Annotated in this window: 17 protein-coding genes and 1 pseudogene; 15 read left to right on the top strand and 3 right to left on the bottom strand. The window is 35.4% G+C overall.

The genetic code is table 11. The features are described from left to right. The first annotated feature begins 40 nt into the window (after positions 1-40). From C1724_RS26170 to C1724_RS17435, 4 genes and pseudogenes are all read left to right on the top strand, one after another. Positions 41-745 (top strand): annotated as a pseudogene (locus tag C1724_RS26170) (sialate O-acetylesterase). Positions 746-968: 223 nt separating this feature from the next. Then, complete coding sequence (locus C1724_RS17445; protein WP_102348038.1) at positions 969-1,595, top strand: fumarylacetoacetate hydrolase family protein; 627 nt, start codon at positions 969-971, stop codon at positions 1,593-1,595. 174 nt (positions 1,596-1,769) lie between these two features. Beyond that, entirely contained in the window at positions 1,770-2,027 is a 258-nt protein-coding gene (locus tag C1724_RS17440; RefSeq protein ID WP_102348037.1) for a hypothetical protein, read from the top strand. A 189-nt stretch (positions 2,028-2,216) separates the two neighbouring features. Beyond that, positions 2,217-3,521 (top strand): YheC/YheD family endospore coat-associated protein, encoded by a 1,305-nt coding sequence (locus tag C1724_RS17435; protein ID WP_102348036.1) that lies wholly within the window; start codon positions 2,217-2,219, stop codon positions 3,519-3,521. Positions 3,522-3,588: 67 nt separating this feature from the next. Here the strand turns inward: C1724_RS17435 and C1724_RS17430 are convergent, their stop codons facing one another. Continuing rightward, a complete protein-coding gene (locus C1724_RS17430; RefSeq protein ID WP_102348035.1) occupies positions 3,589-4,206 on the bottom strand; it encodes a YitT family protein in 618 nt (205 codons plus the stop codon). A gap of 142 nt (positions 4,207-4,348) precedes the next feature. Continuing rightward, positions 4,349-5,602 carry an MFS transporter gene (locus tag C1724_RS17425; RefSeq protein WP_102348034.1) on the bottom strand — a complete coding sequence of 418 codons (1,254 nt, stop codon included), beginning with the start codon at positions 5,600-5,602 and terminating at the stop codon, positions 4,349-4,351. A 311-nt stretch (positions 5,603-5,913) separates the two neighbouring features. Here C1724_RS17425 and C1724_RS17420 point away from each other — a divergent pair, with 311 nt between their 5' ends. The 11 genes from C1724_RS17420 to C1724_RS17375 all read left to right on the top strand — a co-directional run bounded on the left by C1724_RS17420 (position 5,914) and on the right by C1724_RS17375 (position 18,505). Continuing rightward, positions 5,914-6,819 (top strand): AEC family transporter, encoded by a 906-nt coding sequence (locus tag C1724_RS17420; protein WP_102348033.1) that lies wholly within the window; start codon positions 5,914-5,916, stop codon positions 6,817-6,819. Positions 6,820-7,738: 919 nt separating this feature from the next. Then, positions 7,739-9,118, top strand: a complete 1,380-nt coding sequence (locus C1724_RS17415; RefSeq protein WP_102348032.1) for a YjiH family protein — start codon at positions 7,739-7,741, stop codon at positions 9,116-9,118. A gap of 185 nt (positions 9,119-9,303) precedes the next feature. After that, positions 9,304-10,509 (top strand): NAD(P)/FAD-dependent oxidoreductase, encoded by a 1,206-nt coding sequence (locus C1724_RS17410; protein ID WP_102348031.1) that lies wholly within the window; start codon positions 9,304-9,306, stop codon positions 10,507-10,509. Between the two features lie 213 nt (positions 10,510-10,722). Further along, positions 10,723-11,172 carry a MarR family winged helix-turn-helix transcriptional regulator gene (locus tag C1724_RS17405; RefSeq protein ID WP_258000446.1) on the top strand — a complete coding sequence of 150 codons (450 nt, stop codon included), beginning with the start codon at positions 10,723-10,725 and terminating at the stop codon, positions 11,170-11,172. A gap of 15 nt (positions 11,173-11,187) precedes the next feature. After that, positions 11,188-12,153 (top strand): MFS transporter, encoded by a 966-nt coding sequence (locus tag C1724_RS17400; protein ID WP_258000445.1) that lies wholly within the window; start codon positions 11,188-11,190, stop codon positions 12,151-12,153. Next, positions 12,044-12,421 (top strand): MFS transporter, encoded by a 378-nt coding sequence (locus C1724_RS26165; protein ID WP_258000444.1) that lies wholly within the window; start codon positions 12,044-12,046, stop codon positions 12,419-12,421. The genes C1724_RS17400 and C1724_RS26165 overlap by 110 nt, the downstream gene beginning before the upstream one ends. Positions 12,422-12,859: 438 nt before the next feature. After that, positions 12,860-14,128 carry an ammonium transporter gene (locus C1724_RS17395; RefSeq protein ID WP_102348030.1) on the top strand — a complete coding sequence of 423 codons (1,269 nt, stop codon included), beginning with the start codon at positions 12,860-12,862 and terminating at the stop codon, positions 14,126-14,128. Between the two features lie 44 nt (positions 14,129-14,172). Further along, on the top strand, positions 14,173-15,132 hold the full coding sequence (locus C1724_RS17390; protein WP_258000443.1) for a DUF294 nucleotidyltransferase-like domain-containing protein: 960 nt from the start codon (positions 14,173-14,175) through the stop codon (positions 15,130-15,132). A gap of 8 nt (positions 15,133-15,140) precedes the next feature. Then, complete coding sequence (locus C1724_RS17385) at positions 15,141-15,869, top strand: exonuclease domain-containing protein (RefSeq protein WP_102348358.1); 729 nt, start codon at positions 15,141-15,143, stop codon at positions 15,867-15,869. Positions 15,870-15,898: 29 nt separating this feature from the next. Next, positions 15,899-16,246, top strand: coding sequence for a MerR family transcriptional regulator (locus tag C1724_RS17380; protein WP_102348028.1), 348 nt, complete (start codon positions 15,899-15,901; stop codon positions 16,244-16,246). A 363-nt stretch (positions 16,247-16,609) separates the two neighbouring features. Next, complete coding sequence (locus C1724_RS17375; RefSeq protein WP_180994319.1) at positions 16,610-18,505, top strand: FAD-dependent oxidoreductase; 1,896 nt, start codon at positions 16,610-16,612, stop codon at positions 18,503-18,505. A 67-nt stretch (positions 18,506-18,572) separates the two neighbouring features. Here C1724_RS17375 and C1724_RS17370 read toward each other — a convergent pair whose 3' ends face one another. Continuing rightward, positions 18,573-19,859, bottom strand: a complete 1,287-nt coding sequence (locus C1724_RS17370; protein ID WP_102348026.1) for a glycosyl hydrolase family 18 protein — start codon at positions 19,857-19,859, stop codon at positions 18,573-18,575. Positions 19,860-19,937 lie beyond the last annotated feature (78 nt).

The following is a 19,937-nucleotide window of genomic DNA, read 5'->3' as shown; positions in this document are numbered from 1 at the left end:
CTTTTTAGGGGCTTTTCTAATAGGTTGAAAGAGGTGTATTATGATAAATTCTTTTCTTTTGATTGGACAATCAAATATGGCAGGGAGAGGGCTTTTACAGGAAGTGGAACCTATCGAAAATAAGGACATTTTAATGTTTACTGACTCAAATTGGGTGATTGCAAACGAGCCGTTACATGATGATAAACCAGAGTTAGCTGGCATAGGGTTAGGAATGAGCTTTGCTGATAGCCTGCAAAGAAAATTTGGTAGAAAAATTGGGTGTATCCCCTGTGCATTTGGTGGAACAGCGCTCCGTGAATGGCAAAAAGGGGAATATCTATATACTAATGCTGTTGATAAAACAGTTGAAGCGCTAGAAACAAGTCGTTTAAAAGGTGTTTTATGGCATTAGGGAGAAAGTGATTCTGATCTCTTAGAAACAGCAGGAAGTTATAAAGAACGATTCTTGCCTTTTATAAATTCATTATTCACTGACATAGGTATCACTAATGTCCCAACCGTCCTCGGAGAATTAGGAGAGTTTTTAGTTAATCATAATGAGTGTTCTTATTCACACTTGGTAAACAAGGATTTAGAAGAAATAGCAAGTGAAGAAAAAAACTTTGCTTTCGTATCTGCCAAGGGCTTGGTTGATAATGGGGACTTACTACATTTTAATGCAAAGTCACTTCGGGAATTTGGTAGACGTTATGCTAGTTCTTGGCAGGAATGTAGTAAAAGAATAAGTGTCACCTTGGATTAATTAGTACAAAACTGCGCATTAAAGTGTAATAACTGACAATAAACTACGATAAATGTTAATAAATGCTATCAAGAATTAGCTGTCCCTGTACCTATAATTATTACTAAAGTAATGAGAGGGATAATAAAAGAAAAGCCAACTAGTTGATTGGCCACGAGATTTACATTTCCGAAAGAGTAGAGATTCGGTATACTATATGTAATAATTTAAAAAGGAGATAAATATGGAAAATATAAAAAACATATATTGTGTTGGACGTAACTATGCGCTACATGCAAAGGAGTTAAATAACGAGATTCCTTCTTCGCCATTTTTGTTTTCAAAACCAACACATTCTCTTGTTTTAGCAAATGGGCAGGATGTGTATTTACCAAATAATCGTGGCTCTGTTCACTTTGAAACAGAATTGGTTATTCGTATTAGTAAAGGTTATGAGAAAGGTATGGCAGTAGATGACATTGTCGATGCCATGGCAATCGGAATAGATTTTACTTTACGTGATGTTCAAAGTGAATTAAAGAAGAAAGGCCACCCATGGCTGCTCGCTAAAGGGTTCCCAAACTCCGCTGCTCTAAGTAAGTGGATTCCTTTCCCGGGGATTGAAGAATGTAGAAAGACAGACTTTTCATTGTTAATTAATGGGGAACGAGTGCAGGTAGGTAATATATCTAATATGTTGTTTGACTTCCAAACTATCATTGACTTTTCCGCTTTACACTTTGGACTTGGTGAGGGCGATATTATCTTCACAGGAACTCCAGAAGGTGTTGGTCAAGTTTGTAGCAATGACAAGTTCTCATTACTGTGGGGAAATCAACTTTTAGGGGAATTTAAGGCTGTACTTTCATAATAAATTAATAATGTCATATACCTCCTTGTTATACAAGGGGGTATTAGTCGATATATTGGACTAATAAAGGCATAATATCGGACAATATGTAACGATAAAAGCTAATAAATGTCATCAGTAATCGACTGTTTTTTTACTAGATTTGTCCTATCCTTTATATTAGGAGGGATAGAAATGTATAAGACGATTACTTTACGGGTTTCAAAAGATGAATTAATGCAAATTGAGATGTTAAGAGAGCAGCACTTTCAAAGGTTTAAAGTCACAATTAGTCAAAGCCAATTGATCAGGAATATGATCTCTGAAAAGTATCAACAAATTGAAACAGTAGAAAAAGATGAGTTGTTTTCAGAAAAAGAACAAGCACACCGTAGAGATATGAATATTGTTGATCGGTTAAGAGATCGAAACTGGGGGAAGGCCCGCAAATAAGCTGATTTTGTAATCTTGTAGGTTCCTGCTCGGTTAAATACTTTAGCTTTGCCTTAACACCACTTCCATAGATACTAGAATCTTATAGTGAATAAGTTTGTTTTTATAACTATCAAGATATATATCTATCCACTTTAGCCAAGCTATCATACACATAGTAATATAAATAACTAATGTGTGGTGAGTTAGTTGCAAATAAAATGGCTTGATACTGACGATGGGTGTATTCATTTTCATGAGGATGCATTAATAAATTCAAACATATTGAATGATGAAATTGTCCTTTGTATAGGAGCATTCCAAAAAAGCTTTAGGCTTGTAATTAATAACAAACTGAAGCGTAATGAAATTGGACTTTCGAGATTTATATCAAATCAATTTACAATTCCTCAAAATATTCCATATGAAATACAAATTAAAAATAACTATGTGAATATAGGCCCTGTAATCGCAATAATTGTCCAAGAGTACGCAGGTGATCCAAATGATATATTAAAGATTAATGAAACGAGGCTAAGGCAATATCCGTTTCTGAAAGGTTTAATCTATATTTGCCATTCTTCCGGAATTGATTTAAAGAATAAAAGAATCGAAGGTTATGGCTATATTGGCCGCGGAAAAGTTAAACACCAGTGGTTAAAGGGAACTTTTCCTTATCCGAACGTAGTTTTAAATCGAACTAAAAAACTAACAACCCCGATTTTCAATAGTTTACAGTCTATTGTTGGTAATAACATTATGAATTCAGGTTATATTGATAAATGGACTCAATATCAGTTCTTTTCAGAGCGGGAACTAACGGCTAACAGCCTTCCTGAAACACGGTTACTTAAAGATTTTGCTGATTTTAAACATATGATAGACAAATATGGTGCAGTTTATTTGAAACCATTTAATTTAGCAAATGGCAAAGGAATTATTTATGTTCAAAAAGGAGACTCCCATTATGTAGTTAGAGACACAGAGAATAGAAGTAAGCCAAACCAATCAACAAAGAGTATCCGGAGACTCTTACATTCATTTCGGAGCAAGACTCCGTATATTATTCAGCAACCGGTTCCATTTGCGATTGATAATCGTCATATTGACTTTCGTATATATATGCAAAAAGACAAAAATATGCAGTGGTCGACTCCTGGTTTTTTCGCAAAGGTGTCGAAGGAAAACTCTATTAATACAAATTACAAAAATAGAAGTCGGCTGATAGAGGGACGAAAGGCGTTACGAACGCTTTATAAAATGAATATTCGCCAAACAAAACATATAATAAATAAGTTATTCATTTTGTGTAAAGAAGCATGCGAAATAGCTGAAAGCAATGGAATTCATATCGCGGACGTTGCCTTCGATGTCATTATCGATAAAAATCATCATATATGGCTTATTGAATTACAAATTTGCTATGGTTTTGAGTACGTAAGCCTTCCCAAAAGGATCTATTATAAACAAATGAGAACACCACTTGAATATGCTAAAACACTAGCAGGGTTTTAAATATGAGAAAGAACAAAGAGTCTGCGGTAAGGAAGTTATGCAGGTAGACCCAAACAAAACAACAAACTCATAAGCTAATTGCTAGATCAATTGTTTTATATGCTACAACAAAAGTTGCTAAAGAATAAATTGCTTCTACTAGTCCGAAGACAAATACTGTACTGCCGAATATTATAAAGTTAAAAAGCAGTATGTATTGACCGATAGTTAATTTTGATTGCCTGCTAAACAAAATAGCTAAAATTTCAGTTCCATCTAATGAACCACCATAACGAATAATAGTTCCTACCCCTAATCCCAAGAATAGTCCGCCAATTATGATAACTAGCATGGGGTTATTTGTTATAGCATGAAATGGTTCAAGCATAAAGTTGCCCAATCCTAAAGAAACAATGGAAAATAGGCTTAGCAGGATAAAACGCCTTCCGATCAAATAGTATCCCACAAATAAAAAGGGTGAATTTAGTAAAAGAAGAATTGAACCTACCTCATGGTTTGTAAAGTGGGAAATCATGATACTAACACCGACTAAGCCACCGTCAATTATGTAATTTTCTACTAAAAATAGTTCTAGTGATGCAGACACAAGAAAAGCACCGATAAAGATAAATAGTATCCTCTTAAAAAGGGATACCCCCCTAGCCCTATTTTCATTCAAGTAAAATTGCAATCTCTTTCTGTACATCAATGCCCCCCATAATTTCAATTGAAAGATATGGTTCATTATATTCTAGAAACAATAAAAAATTTACAGATTAAAAGTATATCTGGAGTTTATTTTTAGAAAAGCAATAGGAGCTGCGAAATGCAGCTCCTATTCTAATTAATTAATTTGCAATCTTACCATCATCATTTACAATTGGCATTCCAGCTTTTAGTAATACCTTACTGCCTAATAAGAAAAAGCCTTGGATAAACATTAATAGACCGGTTCCTATAAGGAGCCATTCTATCTTTATAATGTCTGCAATTGGACCAAATACAAGCATACCTAAAGGCATCATTGAGGTTGAAATCATCCCAAATACACCAAATATTCTTCCTTGAAAATCCACTTCAACTTTCTCTTGTAGTAATACTGTAGACGGCGTATTAAAAATAGGCATCGCAACACCGGTAAAAAACATAAAAATTAAGTAAATCCAATAAACTGGAATCATTCCTAATGCAAATGTACAAGCACCAATCATAACACTCGCGAGCGTCATTGTATGTATTCTGTTTCTAAAGCCTCCCCAGGCTGCCATAAGTCCTCCACCTACCATCATCCCTATTGAAAAGGTAATTTCGATGGATGTTAAACGCCATACTTCATCACCAAAACTTCGGGCAACCTGGAGTGGCGTTAGAAAAGCAGCGGGTGCAACTAGAATAAAGAAAAATGCAAAGAACAGAAAAAACTTCACTAAAAATTCATGGTTTTTTATATAACGAATTCCCTGTTGTAAATCACTGAAATAACTGCTGTGTTGGTTTTGTAATCCCTTTTTATGGGATGAAATTTGCAACAGAGTTAACAAAGTGACAATTGCAAGGGCAGCCGTTATTACGTCAATAAAGAAGATAGTTACTAGTGATGTCATTGTCAGTAATGCAGCACTTACCATTGGTGCAACAAGCATAACAAACGCTTGAATACTACCGTTTATGCCATTTACCTTTGTAAGTTTATTTGCTGGCACGATCTGCGGCAAAATAGCTCCAACTGCCGGGGTTTGAATGCCAGTTCCGATTGCACGTATTGCGGACATTACAAATAGTAGCCAAAGTGAGTCATAACCCATTAAAAACAAGATAGCCAGCAATAACGTAGAAATCGCTATTAAGCCATCTGCTAAAATGATAAGTAATTTCCGATTAAAGCGGTCCGCCCATACGCCGGCTATAGGCGAAAGAAAAAAGGTTGGTATAAAACCGCAAATAATTGAGATCATCATCATGAAACCGGATTTAGTATTTAATGTAATATACCAAAAAATTGCATATTGAACTAATGATGAGCCAAACAGTGATATCGTTTGACTAAGCAAAAAAAATGTAATATCTTTCTTCCAATTTTCAACTCCATTTGATGAGTTCATTGTATACCATCCTATTTTTGTACTAGCTTTCCTTAGTGTAAACTAGGTTATACTGCATTCCAGCTAATACTATTTTATACATTTGTGCATAAAAGTAAATGTGAAGATGTTTTAAGAGTATTTAATAATGAACAGTCTAAATACCCGCTTTTTAAATTAAATAAAAAGGGTAAAAAAATTTTAGTATTAAAACAGAGAGAATGACTAGTTCTCTCCGCTTTTTTGTAATATTATGAATTTATAACCCGAGATGTAAGGCGTTGTGGTAGTTTTATATAATAGTAGTTTGTTAAATGGAGATGAAAATGTAGATGGAATTATTGGTTATTATCCTACCAGCTTTTGCAATTTTTTTAACAGGTTTCGTTGGTCAAAAAATGATTGGTTTTGATATTCGTTCCATTTCAATGGCTGCACTTTATCTGATGTCGCCTTTCTTGGCATTTCGGACCTTTTATACCCATGAATTAACGATGGAGTTTTTTTATATTTTCCTCTTTGCCCTTATTCATTGTCTATCTCTAATTTTAATTGTTGCTTTAAGCAGCTACTTTACACATGCTTCTAGGCCACAAATGTCGGCGATGATGCTCGGTGGGGCTTTTATGAATACCGGTAATTACGGAGCCCCTGTTGTACTGTTTGCTTTTGGAGCAGTAGGCTTTGATTACGCCATTATTATGATGGTTTTTCATTCCTTTTTAATGAATACACTTGGTATTTATTTTGCTTCAATTGGTGGTAAAGAAGCCGCTACTTTCTCTGATTCTTTTAATCGAGTTATTCGTATGCCGGTCATACACGGAGCGTTAGCAGGTATCATATTACAGCAATTTACTGTTTCAATTCCTGAGCCGTTCATGGGGGCTATTGATTTGATTGCGAATGCTGCAATTCCGACTGTTATGTTAGTTCTCGGTATGCAGTTGGCTGCTATTGTGAGGAAAAAGGTTTCATATCAATATGTATCTGCGATTACTTTAATCCGGATGTTTGTTTCACCTGCTTTAGCAGTTTTACTCGTTTCATTTATGCCTATTAATGCACTGTTAAAAAGTGTGCTTATTTTACAAGCGGCCATGCCTGCCGCAGCTAATACAACATTATTTGCCGTTCAATTCGGCACTGAACCGGACCTTGTTTCATTTACAACATTGGTTACTACAGTTTTAAGCATTGTGACAATTCCGATAGTGTTGCTTTATTTAGGTGTATAGGCTTTTCTCATATTGGGCGATAGTCTTTATTTGAAACAAGAAATTCTTTTGTATTTTCTGTGTTAGAAAATCTAACGCAGTCTTTGAATTATTGATTTCTCTTGCCTATACTATAATCATCACTCAGGATAAAAGTCCCCTTTTTAACTAGAGTGTAATTACCCTCTTTTATACTATCTATATTTTTACAAAAGAAATGATAGTATAAGAAAAATTAAGGTTCCGCTGTAGTGCGGAGCCACTTCTCCTAAACTATTGTGTATACGTAATGAAAGCACAAATTACGATGTACCCCACAAGGGGGTGACCTAAAGGCCCTCTTTCTTATACTTTAACACTTATAAAAAGTTATTCTTCTAAAAGTACAAGCAAAAAGCCCAAGTGGATCTTGGGCTCCCTCTTTTATTACTATTTTATTTCTTCCCTTAAGGAATCTATAAGTAATCTACGTTCCTCAGGAACGACAGTGATGAAGTTGCCGCAATACTTTCAGCGATGCATAGATTGTTTATTCGTTCGCTCCTGTCCTAAATCTCGTAAACTCCTTAATTCTTTATTACTTTATATCCATAGTTATTACCTTGAAACAGTATGTTAAAATTACCAGTTTACTGTATAAGAAATTTTTAAAAAGATATTAGAATAATTTTTTAATTCATAATTATTAATAGAATATAACCGAAATATAAAATAATATCTTTAGTGAAAATAGAAGATAGTCTCTTACATATGAATGCTAAGTATTGTGAAAAGTATATTCGAAAGATGTTTTTATATGGTAAAAAAAATAGATATAATTTTTCTTTTTAGTATGCTAGAATACTTATGTTTGTATCGAATTTATATTCATTAAAATTAATAAATATAAATTGTTGCTATTTACACATAAAACCATTAAATAAGAGTTCGAGGTGAAAGTATGGAAAATTCATTAAAAAAAAGTAAGAAAAATATAGACGAAAAATACATCCTGAAAGATTATTTGCAATTTATAATTCCCTCTCTCATTGGGGTCCTTCTTTTTGTTATTCCTTTTCCTTTCAACGGTGAAATTACGATTCCCGTAGCTATATTAGCAGGCTGGATTGAAGAGGTTTTTGCAGATATTCTGCCTACAATTGCAACAATTGCGGTCATCTTAACAGCGATTTTATCTTTAATAGCGACATTATCAAAGTCATCTTTCATATCTAAGTCTTTCTTTTTGACAAAATTGTTTAAGGTAACGAACCTATGGTTAGTAGCTAGAATTTTAGGGGCAATATACGCTGTAATGGTATTATTTCAGATTGGTCCAGAAATGGTTTGGTCAGAAAATACAGGTGGGTTATTATTATACGATCTAATTCCTTTACTATTTTCTGTTTTCTTATTTGCTGGGTTATTTTTACCGTTACTTTTAGATTTTGGTTTGCTAGAGCTATGTGGGGCATTGCTAACAAGAGTGATGAAACCTCTCTTTACATTACCCGGGCGTTCATCAATCGATTGTTTAGCTTCTTGGTTAGGTGATGGAACAATTGGTGTATTACTTACAAACAAACAATATGAAGAAGGTTACTATACGAAGCGAGAAGCTGCTGTAATTGGAACAACATTTTCTGTTGTTTCGATTACATTTTCAATTGTAGTGATTTCATATATGGAACTTGAACATATGTTCGGAATGTTTTATTTGACAATCGTTATTTCAGGTCTTATCTGTGCATTAATTATTCCAAGAATTCCACCATTGTCGAGAAAACCAGACACTTATTATGAACATACTGGCAAAAAAATTGATGAAACAATCCCTAACGGGAAAACGCCATTACAATGGGGAACAATGCAGGCTATTCATGCAGCAAAAAGACATAGCGATTATACAAATGTACTCAAAGGTGGTATTCAAAACGTTTTAGACATGTGGTTAGGAGTGGTTCCAATTGTAATGGCTATCGGAACAACGGCTCTTATCATTGCGGAATATACACCTGTATTTCAATATTTAGGGGCGCCTTTTATCCCTATTCTAAACTTATTGCAAGTTCCTGAAGCTGCGGCAGCTGCACAAACAATGGTAGTCGGGTTTGCTGATATGTTTTTACCAGCTATTATTGGAAGTGGTATAGAAAGTGATTTAACAAGATTTGTGATAGCCGCTGTATCCGTAACGCAGCTAATTTATATGTCTGAGGTTGGTGGCTTGTTATTAGGTTCGAAGTTACCTGTTACCCTTTTAGATTTAATTATTATTTTCTTGCTACGAACAATTATTACATTACCGATTATTGTTTTAATTGCTCATTTAATATTCTAAAGTAATTTCAATAAGCTTAGGAATAATGCAATGTCATATCTCCTAGGCTTATTTTTAATTTTAAATGCAAAAGACTTTTTCATATTTTTTTAACATTTAACAGTAAAAGAGGCAACTAAATTAATTTATAATCATACATATAAGTATGTGAAATATTGAGCAATAAGACGAAGGAGTAGATCAACATGAAGAAACCTCGTATATTAGTATTAGGTGCAGGATATGGAGGGCTAATGGCGGTGACTAGCCTACAAAGAAAGGTTGGGCGGACTGCTAATATTACATTAGTTGATAAACATGAATACCATTATGAAGCAACATGGCTTCATGAAGTTGCAGCAGGAAATATTGATGCAGATTATGCTAGTTATATGATAAGTGAAATTATAGACCACTCAAAAGTAAAGTTTATCCAAGATAAGGTGGTTAGAATTGATTTAGAAAACAAATATGTTAAATTAAAAAACGGTCAACTAAGTTATGATTATTTGGTTATCGGCTTAGGATTTCAAGCCGAAACCTATGGAATACCTGGTTTGCAAGAGTATGCTCACCTTATCACAAATATTCATAGCTCATTAAAACTAAAAACGGGCCTTGAGAAGAAATTTGAGGATTATGGAAAGAGTAAACCAGACAAACCGCTAACTATTGCTGTTGGTGGTTCAGGCTTTACAGGTGTAGAATACTTGGGGGAATTAGTGCACAGTATTCCGAAGCTATGCAAAAAATATAATGTTTCTAAAAATGATGTACGTGTTTTATCAATTGAAGCGGGCCATAAGATTTTACCTGAATTTGATGGTAAATTGGCAGCGTATGCTAAAAATTATCTAGAGGACAATGGCGTACAATTTTTAATAAATACAGCCATTAAGGAGTGCTACGTAGATCAAGTTACCGTTGTTTCAAATGGTGAAGTTAAAAATATTATGACTGATCTATTAATATGGACTGCAGGAGTAAGAGGAAATGAAATAATTCAAAATTTAAATGTCGAATCATTACGATCCCGTATTATAGTAGATCCATATTTGCGTGTGCCAGGTTATAAAGATACTTTTGTTGTAGGGGATTGTGCACTCTTAATTGACGAAAGCAAAAATAAGCCAATCCCGCCGACTGCTCAAATTGGAATGCAGCAAGGACAATACGTGGCTAAATATATTGCAGCGTTAATTAAAGAAGGTGAATTATTAACGCCTTTTAGTTTTAACAATAAAGGATGTGTTTGTTCTATAGGTTATAAAAAGGCAATCGGGATTGTATTTGGCTATAGGATACAAGGGACATTTGCTAGCTTAATGAAAAGGGTTATTGAAAATCGTTCTTTATTTTTAATTAGTGGAATTAGACTTGTTTTAAAAAAGCGTAAATTTAGATTCTTTTAAGCTGTGCTAAGGCACGGCTTTTGCTTTTTATACTTATGGCACATTATTTTGCGTAAAATCTATCTGGATAATGTTAACGAGCGCTTTTATTAATATTAGTATTAAATATAATCTAATTTGTTTTTATAAAAATAATTCGTATACGAATATTATTTACAAACAGGAACTGTTGGCTTATAATGTCAACATATGTCGAAAGGAGAGCATTTCTAAATGAATATGTCAAAGGATAAAGCAATAGGAGCTGCATCTGTTCGTCTTAGTAAGAAGATTACACGTATTATTAATTTTTACTTAAAGCCTTATAATATCACCACTGAGCAGTGGGGTGTTCTCCGCACTTTAAGCGAATCCGACCATATCTCTCAAAAGCAACTATCGAAAAGAGCGGATAAAGATCAAGCAACATTGACAAAGATACTCGATCTATTGGAAAAAAACGAATTCATACAGCGGGTCCAAAACCCATCTGATCGTCGATCTTTTATCATTAAAATTACTGATAAGGGATCACAGTTGTGTGAGGAGTTGATTCCCTTTCTAGAGAAGGCTTTTGAAAAATTGCTTATGGACATTGATGGTGAGTATTTGTTGATATACCAACAAGTGGTAGAGCTATTGGAACGTAATATTGATTCATTACTAGATGATGCAAACAACTAGAAAGAAGGAATTTAAATGAATACACAGTCAAAGCTGTGGACGTACCAGTTTATTGCCATTGTTGTAATGGCTTTTTTGTTTTTTCTTTGTCTACAGCTATTAACAGCAGGTTTTCCTGCTTATATAACCGACGTCAAACAAAATCCAACTCAAGGCGGGTTAATGACAACTGTTTTTATGCTAGCTGCAATTTTAACAAGGCCTTTTATTGGGACTTTAATGCAGCGTGTTCATATAAAATGGATGAGTATTATTTCCCTTGTGCTTTTGTTAATTACAGTTGGATTAAGCTATAATCAAGATTCGGTTGCTGTATTATTAATTTTAAGGGCAATCCATGGCGTAGGATTCGGAATTATTTCAACTATCTTAGCAACAATGGCCACTACAATCATTCCTGTTAAACGCCTAGGCGAGGGGATCGGATATTATGGATTAGCTACTAGTATAGGTACGACTCTAGCGCCAATGTTTGCTTTATCCATTCTTCAATACTTTTCTTATAATCTGCTAATTGTTATATCTGTTTTATTCACGTTAGCCACCTTAATTATGGGTTTATTTATTAAAGCACCACAGGCTCTGAGCATTTCTTCAAATCGTAAGGGGAGAGAGAAAGTACCATTTAAAGAATACGCATATGACAACAGAGCGTTATTCCCGTGTTTATTAACCGTCTTTTTTACAATTACATTAGGTGGGGTTATTAGCTTTCTAAAAGAATTAGGTGAGGAATCGGGAATTGGTGGGGCGGTTTCCTTGTTCTTTTTAATGATGGCGATCGTAATGACAGTTGCTCGTCCCATTTCTGGCCAACTTTTTGATCGTCTAGGACATAAAGTTATTATTTATCCTGCAATAATTAGCGGCATTGTTTCTTTTAGCCATTTCTCAGAGTACTTTTTCCATACTAGCAGCAGGATTCTTTTATGGGATTGCATATGGAACGGTTACCCCTACCCTTCAAGCAATTGCTGTTAGTAATGTACCAAAAGTGAAACAAGGAACAGCCAACGCTATGTTCTTCTCTTCGATGGATTTAGGAATAGCAATTGGATCAACGGGCCTCGGAATCGTGGCATCACATGCTGGTTATCATTTTATTTATGGCCTTTCTATTTTATTTTTAGTAATCCTGCTGGTTGGTTATCGCATAATTTTTGATAAAGGTTTAACGCCATTAAAGATGATACGTGATCTTAAAAGACACCCTCATTCTATAAATTCAGAAAATAAAAGGGGCGCATAAACATTAAATGAATCATTTCTTTAATCTGACATTCTATTAACCTAATAAATGTAAAAGACCACGCTTGGCTGTTAATTTTAAAGCCAAGCGTTTTTTGCAAGAAAAAAATTAAAGTGGCTTGTTTGATAAATTGCACCATAATAATTAATAATTTCGCGAACGTTAATGTTAGGTTTTGTTACATACATTAGATGCAACTTAAATTAACCTAGTCCTTTATATATGGTAAGGATATTAAGAAAAAGAAGACCCAAATAAACTTAACTTTTATCCATAAATGCCAGCCGCATTGGCAATAAAGGCGTAGATTTTTATAATTAATAGCATTATTCAGAAAATTATAAAATACATATTGTAAAGAAAGTTAACATGATATATAATAACAAATAACTAATAGTGTTAACTTAATTAACATTAGATTTGGAGGGAGAATTTAAAATGGATAGTATTTTTCTAATGAACAATCTGTGGATTGTGGTTGCGGCTATTCTAGTACTATTTATGCAAGGAGGATTTATATTACTTGAAGCTGGATCGACAAGGATGAAAAATGCCGGTCATATTGCTGGAAAAACTATTTTTACAATGGGGCTAGGTTCACTTGTGTTTTGGGCTGTTGGTTATGGTTTTATATATGGTGAAGGTAATAGTTTGATAGGTTTATCAAATTTCTTTTATGGTGACTATACAACAATGGGGGAAGGCTTGGCGGCTTCAGTTGATTTCTTCTTCCAGCTAGCATTTGCATTAATTTCCTTAACGATTGCGTTCGGTGGTTTTGCCGAACGTGCAAAATTATCAGCTTACGTAGTATTTGGGATATTGTTTTCTGCATTAGTTTACCCAGTTGTTGCACATTGGATTTGGGGCGGCGGCTGGTTAGCTGATCATGGTAAACAAGATTTTGCTGGATCAACCGTTGTTCATTTAACTGGCGCAATGGCAGCCCTAGCTGCAACAATTGTATTGAAACCGCGTATAGGTAAATTTAACAAAGATGGCTCTTCAAACGATTTAGCTGGACATAACCAAGTATATACTGCTTTGGGTGTATTGATTTTATGGATTGGTTGGTTTGGATTTAATGCTGGTAGTACATTTGGTGTAGATGGTGTGTTCTTTGGATTTGTTGCGTTAAACACACAATTGGCCGCTGCGGCTGGTGCAGTTGCTTCAATGTTTATCGTTTGGGCTGTCTCTGGTAAAGCGGATATTCCAACAACGCTTAACGGTGCATTAGCAGGTCTGGTTGCAATTACAGCATCTTGTGCGTTTGTAGAGCCGTGGGCCGCTGTCATAATTGGTTTAATTGGTGGATTGATTGTATATGCTAGTATGAAAATTTTTGATAAAGCAAGAATTGATGACCCAATCTTTGCACTATCAGTTCATGGTACCGCGGGTGTTTGGGGAACAATTTCTACAGGTTTCTTCGCAACTCCGGAATTAGCTGAAATGAATACAGGTATGGCGGGGTTAGTTTACGGTGGAGGTTTCCATCAACTAGGGGTTCAAATTTTAGGTGTTGTAAGTTGTGGAATTTATGCATTTGTTGTTTCTTTCATTATCCTCAAGGTCATGAAAGCTGTAATGGGTAACTTACGAGTAACAGAAGAAGAAGAGATTATTGGCCTTGATTTAAGCGAACACGGAAGTTATGGTTATCCTGAGAACATGCCGCAACACACGCGTAATACAAGTGCGTAATAAAGGTTATGTTGATTACTCCGATAGGGGAGATTGACGATAAATTGAAAACATATAAGGAATTAAAACTATGGCGACAACAACAAATTAATGAAGTATGTAATCACCCAGAATTGCTTAATCAATTTCACGATAAGCTAATAAAAGAAACCGTGCAAGCTGCTATTAAAAAGAATGAAAGTGAGTGGGGACCTATTCCCGCTCGCTTTGCTTTCTTTATGATGGGTAGCGCAGGGCGGTATGAGCAGTCGGTTTGGAGTGACCAAGATCATGGCATTATATTTGATGGTAGTGAAGTTTTAAAAGACTATTTTTTAACACTCGGCTCTGAAATTACAAGGGCGTTGTATGAAGTTGGCTATGACCTTTGTGATGGAAATGTGATGGCCTCAAACCCTCTTTGGTGTCACTCATTAACAGTTTGGGAGCAGCAAATCTTAAGGTGGCTCAATGAGGAAAGTTGGGAGTCGCTTCGTTGTTTTTTAACTTTTTTTGATTCGCGGGTTTTAATAGGTGAAGAGTGGTTCTTGTTAAAATTAAAAGATGTAGGTTTTTCGAAGTTAGATAATAATCCACATCTTTATAGTCGATTACTAGCTAACGTAAGTCATATTAGGAAAGCAATTGGTTTCTTTGGCCAGTTGCTTCCGGATGGACATGGTGAAGATGTGGGGAGTTTAAATTTGAAAGATCAGGTCTTTTTTCCGTTTGTAAATGCTGTTCGTTTATTAGCTCTTAAGGAAAAAATTACAGAGCCGTCAACATTAGCGCGCATACAGCTGCTTCCAGAGTGCTATAACCAAATTAAAGGATACTATGATGAATTTTCTGAACTACTTCAATACCGTTTGTATTTCCAAAGGTTTTCAACTAGCTATGAAAAAGTCCATCTTCTAAATTTGAAGAAACTGACAAAACAGCAAAAACAGGAACTAAAGCGAATTATGAAAAACGGCTATAAGCTTTTCTCGGAAACAAAGGTAATAATTGAAAAGGGTGTTTAGGCTTGGTAATGAATAACATGATTAGCTTTATTAAACAGCTGTCTGGCAGACTGAGTCCCAGTTTGTACACATCTATAGGTAACCAAACGGATGCTGCTAGTATTGCTTTTCTAAGGCAATTGCAACGGGAGTTGAAAAGAGAAGATGTTCTTGGTGTACCGTTTTCTGATTTAAAAGTAGTCGTATTTGATATCGAAACAACTGGCTTTTATCCCCAAAAAGGTGATCGGATATTATCGATCGGTGCTGTTAAAGTAGTAGGAAGTAAAATAATTGAAAATGAAACCTATTATTCATTAGTTTATAGTGATTCAGAGCCATCGGAGCAAATCGTCAAATTAACAGGTATTACAAAAGAACATTTAGAAATTGCGCCCTCAATTGAAGTTGTTCTAAAAGAATTTTATCAATTTATAAGTAATGACACACTTGTGGCACATCATGCTAGTCATGAAAAAGCTTTTATGGAACATGTTAACTGGTCCATTCTTAAATCCTACTTTCAACACCGTATTATTGATACCTCATTTCTGACTAAAATCGTAAGACCGGAGCATGACTTATTATCATTAGATGATTGTTGTACGCATTACGGCATTGAGATTGATCAGAGACATCATGCGTTATTTGATGCGATTGCAGCAGCGAAGTTATGGTCTAAAAATATTACATTTATTCAAGAAATGGGTTTCTGTGATTTAAATGATGTATATGGGTATTTGGCAAAATTAAAATAATAGATTAGTAGAAAGGAGGCTATTCATTCGTGATCAATCAAATTCCTCCCCATTTGGCAATATTCCCGATTAGTGTGGTTAAGGAAATAACCAGCTTATCTGCTCGGCAAATAAGATACTATGAGGAGCAAGGTCTTATTAAACCGGAAAGAAACGAGGGGAAACAAAGGATCTTTTCAATGAATGATATAAGCCGCTTTCTTGAGATAAAATCACTAATAGACCAAAAGGTAAATATCGCTGGAATTAAGGCTGTATTCGCTTCAAGGGATCACTTGGATAACATTGTCCCTGTTGATAAATCAAAAAATACTTTTACGAAAATTACAAGGGAAAAGATCGTAGAAGTGCTTAATAAGAGGGGGCATTATAAATAGAGATAAACTTTGTTTAGAAACAGAGACAAACAGTATTGTTCTAATAAATTGTTAAATAAATCTAGACTGCTATTCTACAATTTATATGCGTGTGAATTAATGCATTATGTTTTCTATCATTGTTGTGTGGCCTAGTTAGACTTTATGAAGCTGGGTGTAGTGTAGAAAAAAAGTAGTCTAGGCTTATGTTTATTAAGTGCTATGTTGCCTCGTTATTATTATTTTTTCTCCTATTTACAATCTTCAATAACTATCCTACTTAACTAACAAAATCACCGATTTTTCAAATAATTGAAAGAATAATTGTGATAAAATCTTAAAGTGATGTGTTTTAATAAAGCATTGATTTTGAAAGGGGACGTTATGAAGAGCTGGGCAATTATTTGTATGTTATTTTTGATGTTGACTGCCTGTAGTTTAGGGGGAAGGGAAGAAAACAGAGGAACTGAGCAAGAAGTACAGGTTGAAGAAACAGCGGCAAATGTTGGTGATCAAATTGAAAAACACCCATTGCGAGAATCGGTTTATGAGATTGTTGTGATGGGGGGAGAACCTGAAGGTGTTGCAGCGGCGCTATCTGCTGCTCGTAATGGTAAAAAGACGTTATTAATTGAGCGCCGTGATGGCTTAGGTGGTTTATTTACATACGGAGAGATGAATTTTATTGATTTTCCTAAAGGTATAGATAATAAATGGACATCTCAAGGGATTTTTAAAGAGTGGCATAATCAGTTGAGTCTCTATAATTCATTTGGGATTGAAGAGGCTAAGTCAATTTTTCTAAAGATGGCTGAGGCTGAAGGGAATTTAACACTTGCGCTAAGTACCTCTATAAAAGAAGTCAAGTTGAATAAAGAAGGAAATAGTATAGAAGGTGTTATCGTAAACGATCAGAATGAAACCTATATTGTTCGTGCAGAGCAATGGATTGATGCGACTCAGGATGCAGATTTTGCGGTGGCGGCTGGTGTACCATACTTTATAGGGGGCGAAGATATAGGTATAGAGGATAAAAAAATGGCAGTCACCTTAGTTTTGCATTATAAAAATGTAGACTGGAACGGTGTGAAACAAACTGTAGAATCAAGAAAGTTTGGCTATGCAAACATGAATGATCATGTAGCATGGGGGTTTAATGATCTTCATTTTGATTATAAACCAGTTGAAGATAATACTAGGCTGCGTGGCTTGAATATGGCTAAGATAGGCGATGACGTTTATATCAATGCTTTGCAAATTTTTGATGTAAATGGTTTGGATGCTCAATCGATCAATGCCGGCATGGAAAAAGGTAAACAGGAAACGAATCATATATTAGATTTCTTAAAAAAGGAGTTCCCTGGTTTTGAAAATGCCCAAATAGCCGATTATCCTCCAGAACTGTATGTAAGAGAAACGAGACATATACTAGCTGAATACCAGCTTCCGATGTCAGATCTTTGGAAAAATGAGGATCATTGGGATACAATTGCGATTGGGGGCTATCCTGTAGATGTCCAAGCTCAATCAGTCGACGATTATGGTTATGTAATAGCTCACCCGCTTGAATATGGCATACCATTTCGCTCACTTGTTCCGATAGGAATAGAGGACCTACTTGTTGTGGGTCGGTCAGTGGGTTTCTCCTCACTTGCTGCAGGAAGTGCTCGCATTGTGGCAACGGGAATGGCGACGGGAGAGGCGGCTGGTGCAGCAGCGGCTTTAGCTATCAACCATAATATAAGCGTCCGAGAATTATCAAAGGATAAACCGCTTATTGAAAAGTTAAGATCTACGTTGCAACATCAAGGTGCATACCTTGAGCATTTTCAGTTAAATTACCCATATGAAAATGAATGGTATGACAAAGCGATACAAACTTTGATGGATTATGGTCTAGTTGTTGCAGGTTATGAAAATAAACTTCCAATCGAAAAATCACTCGATTCTCATCCTTTTGTCTATTCATTTATGAATTTAATTCAAAGGGCTAATCCTGAGATTTATCAAGAAAAGACTCAGGAAATAACAGATTTGGGTCATTTCTTAAGTGGAGAGTCAACTCCTTTAACTAGAGATTTGGCAGCTCAAATAATAAGCAGTGTTTTGGTTGAAGGTTCAAATAAACCAGCTTTACATTGGAAGAATTTGTTTGAAATGGGCTTGATTGATTCTAAAATATATGAAATGATTCCTAATGATCGAGTTCTAAAAAATAAGGAAATTTATTATATTCAAGCAGGATTGATTAATAAGCTCAAGTCTGAAACAACCTTTTAATAATAGTGGTATTAAAAATACATTTAAGGAGCATGTGAAGCTATAATGCATCACATGCTCTAACATTTTATTGGTTCTTCACAACATTAAAGTTTTCTCGGATAAGCAACCAGTTTTGTGGAAAAGCGAGCCCTAGTTTCCAATAGCTTATTCCCCTTAACCCTAATTCTTTTATTAAATCAAATTTTGCCTGAATCGATCTTGCATCCTCAAACCATACTTCGTGTTCTTTTCCTTCTGCATCCGTATAATTAAAGGTAGGCGCTTGTGCTTCGGCATCATATTGGATAGGCACATTGTTTGTTCTTGCGATTCTAATTGCCTCTTGTGGGCTGATTGCTTTCGCATATTCACCTCCAGCTACGTATGGTAAGGTCCAATCATAGCCATATAGGTTTTGGCCCATCATAATTTTAGATCCAGGCATTTCCGTTAAGGCATACTCTAATACCTCACGTACAGGACCGATAGGTGAAACCGCCATTGCGGGCCCTCCACTATATCCCCACTCATAAGTCATAATAATAACGAAGTCAACAATTTCTCCATGTGCTTTATAATCGTGCGCTTCATACCATTCACCTTCTTGCGTTGCACTCGTTTTAGGTGCTAAGGCAGTTGATAATAGAAATCCTTCAGGCAACCGTTGCTTTACAGTTCTTAAGAATTGATTGTATGCCTCGCGGTCAGCAGGGCGTAAGAATTCCATATCAAAGTGAATATCTCTAAAACCGTATTTATTGGCAGTATCAATGATATTCCTAATTAAAGTGTTCTGCACCTCTTGGTTATTTAAGATAATTTGCCCTAGCTCATCACTGAATTGCCCTTCCTCTAGATTGGTAACAACCATCATGAGTGTAACGCGGTTATTTCTAGCTATAGCAGGAAAGTCGTTTAACGGTGGTTCTATTAAAGTACCGTCGCGTTTGATATTAAAGCTAAAAGGAGCTAAGTATGTTAAGAATTGAGCGTGTCTTCGTGCAGATGCTTCTAATTCAGGACTTACTGTGTCCCCTCTTGGTTCAACGTATGCAGTTACTTCAACATCCCTTTTAGGAGTAGGTGGAATATACAACCTAAACCCAATAGATAAAGGTTGATTAGGGCTAAGTCCATTTATTTGTGCAAGTCGTTGATAGTTAATTCCGAATTTTTGTCCGATGGAATATAATGAATCTCCTTGTTGGACAAAATAAAATCTACCAACAATAGGAATAACGAGTGCCTGACCGACAACAAGTGACTCTTGTGCTGATATTTCATTAGCCTGTGCAACCGCTTGAACTGTTGTCCCATATGTTTGAGCGATGCCAAATAACGATTGTCCGGGCCGAACTACATGAATCTGCATGAAATTCCCTCCTTTTACCTTCGCTTATCCCGGTTTAACAGGCTGCAATACCCCTACCACAAGATATTGAGAAGGAAC

It is taken from the genome of Bacillus sp. Marseille-P3661, assembly GCF_900240995.1.
Classification (GTDB): Bacteria; Bacillota; Bacilli; order Bacillales; family Bacillaceae_J; genus OESV01.
The sequence above is the reverse complement of the archived record's forward strand: the minus strand, read 5'-3'. Positions and strand labels throughout refer to the sequence as shown.

Coding starts and splice junctions, on each gene's coding strand:
- C1724_RS17370 (WP_102348026.1), bottom strand. CDS start 19,859: ATGCAGATTCATGTAGTTCGGCCCGGACAATCGTTATTTGGCATCGCT.
- C1724_RS17400 (WP_258000445.1), top strand. CDS start 11,188: ATGAATACACAGTCAAAGCTGTGGACGTACCAGTTTATTGCCATTGTT.
- C1724_RS17425 (WP_102348034.1), bottom strand. CDS start 5,602: ATGAACTCATCAAATGGAGTTGAAAATTGGAAGAAAGATATTACATTT.
- C1724_RS17420 (WP_102348033.1), top strand. CDS start 5,914: ATGGAATTATTGGTTATTATCCTACCAGCTTTTGCAATTTTTTTAACA.
- C1724_RS17430 (WP_102348035.1), bottom strand. CDS start 4,206: ATGTACAGAAAGAGATTGCAATTTTACTTGAATGAAAATAGGGCTAGG.
- C1724_RS17410 (WP_102348031.1), top strand. CDS start 9,304: ATGAAGAAACCTCGTATATTAGTATTAGGTGCAGGATATGGAGGGCTA.
- C1724_RS17375 (WP_180994319.1), top strand. CDS start 16,610: ATGAAGAGCTGGGCAATTATTTGTATGTTATTTTTGATGTTGACTGCC.
- C1724_RS17395 (WP_102348030.1), top strand. CDS start 12,860: ATGGATAGTATTTTTCTAATGAACAATCTGTGGATTGTGGTTGCGGCT.
- C1724_RS17385 (WP_102348358.1), top strand. CDS start 15,141: ATGAATAACATGATTAGCTTTATTAAACAGCTGTCTGGCAGACTGAGT.
- C1724_RS17415 (WP_102348032.1), top strand. CDS start 7,739: ATGGAAAATTCATTAAAAAAAAGTAAGAAAAATATAGACGAAAAATAC.
- C1724_RS17440 (WP_102348037.1), top strand. CDS start 1,770: ATGTATAAGACGATTACTTTACGGGTTTCAAAAGATGAATTAATGCAA.
- C1724_RS17405 (WP_258000446.1), top strand. CDS start 10,723: ATGAATATGTCAAAGGATAAAGCAATAGGAGCTGCATCTGTTCGTCTT.
- C1724_RS17445 (WP_102348038.1), top strand. CDS start 969: ATGGAAAATATAAAAAACATATATTGTGTTGGACGTAACTATGCGCTA.